At 75.1% G+C, this 1,081-nt stretch carries 1 protein-coding gene; it reads left to right on the forward strand.

Going from position 1 to position 1,081, the window contains the following annotated elements; genetic code table 11:
* Positions 1-813: vWA domain-containing protein (locus HGA02_RS20075; RefSeq protein WP_168681192.1), on the forward strand; the 813-nt coding region annotated here is incomplete at its 5' end.
* Positions 814-1,081: the final 268 nt, after the last annotated feature.

Below are 1,081 nucleotides of genomic sequence, written 5' to 3' on the forward strand. Positions count from 1 at the left end.
CCCGCGACCCCCGCTCCGCCCGCGGTCGCACCCGCACCCGCGCCCGCAGACGCGCCCGCACCCGCACCTGCGCCCGAGCCGCCCGTGTCGCTCACCAAGGGTGCCGAGAAGCTCCCCGCACCCATGCGCGAGACGCTCGACCTCCGCAAGCGGCTCGTCACCGTCTCCCTCGAGAAGAAGGGCGCGGCGGGCCTGCGCGCGCGCGTCATCGGCGTGCTCGACGTCTCCGGCTCGACCGCCGGGCTCTACCGGCGCGGCGTGTTCACGCGCGCCGTCGAGCGGATCATGCCCGTCGCCGCCGCCCTCGACGACGACGCCGAGATGCAGATGTTCCTCATGGGCGCACGCGGCGTGCGCGTCGACGACCTCCAGGTCGGCGACCTCCCGCAGTGGCTCGAGCGGTGGACCAGTCGGCGGCCCGTCGAGGCCGGTGGCGTCAACAACGAGCGCGCCGTCATCGACGAGGTCCTGCGCTACGTCGCCACGCAGCCCGCCGACGTGCCGACGCTCGTGCTGTTCTTCCACGACGGCGGCGTCACCGACAACCGCGGCACCGAGGCCGCGATCCGCGCGGCCGTCCCGTCACCGGTGTTCTGGCAGTTCATCGGACTCGGCCGCTCGAACTACGGCATCCTCGCCAGGCTCGACGACCTGCGGGGCCGCGCCGTCGACAACACGGGGTTCTTCGCGCTCGACGACATCGACGCCGTCCCCGACTCCACGCTCTACGACCGGCTCGTGCAGGAGTTCCCCGACTGGGTCCGCGCCTACTACCCGGCCGGCCACCCGGCGCGCGTCGCGGCAGGCCGCTGACCCGGGACCTCCGGACCACCGCCCGCCCTCACCCCCGCGGGACGATGGAGTCGTCGCCCGGCACCACCCGGCGGCGCCCCGCCGACGGAGAGGAGCGGACCATGTCGCACCCCTGGGACGTGACGGTCTACCTGGTCGAGACCCCCGACGCCGCGCGCGGCCCCCTGACGCAGGCCCACGCCGTGCTCGCGAGCGCCGACGGCACGACGCTCGACGGCTACGGCCGCGCGCGCGTGCCGGGGGAGACGGACGACACCACGGCGAGGCA

The sequence above is a fragment of the Cellulomonas septica genome (assembly GCF_012396155.1).
GTDB classification, from domain to species: Bacteria; Actinomycetota; Actinomycetes; order Actinomycetales; family Cellulomonadaceae; genus Cellulomonas; species Cellulomonas septica.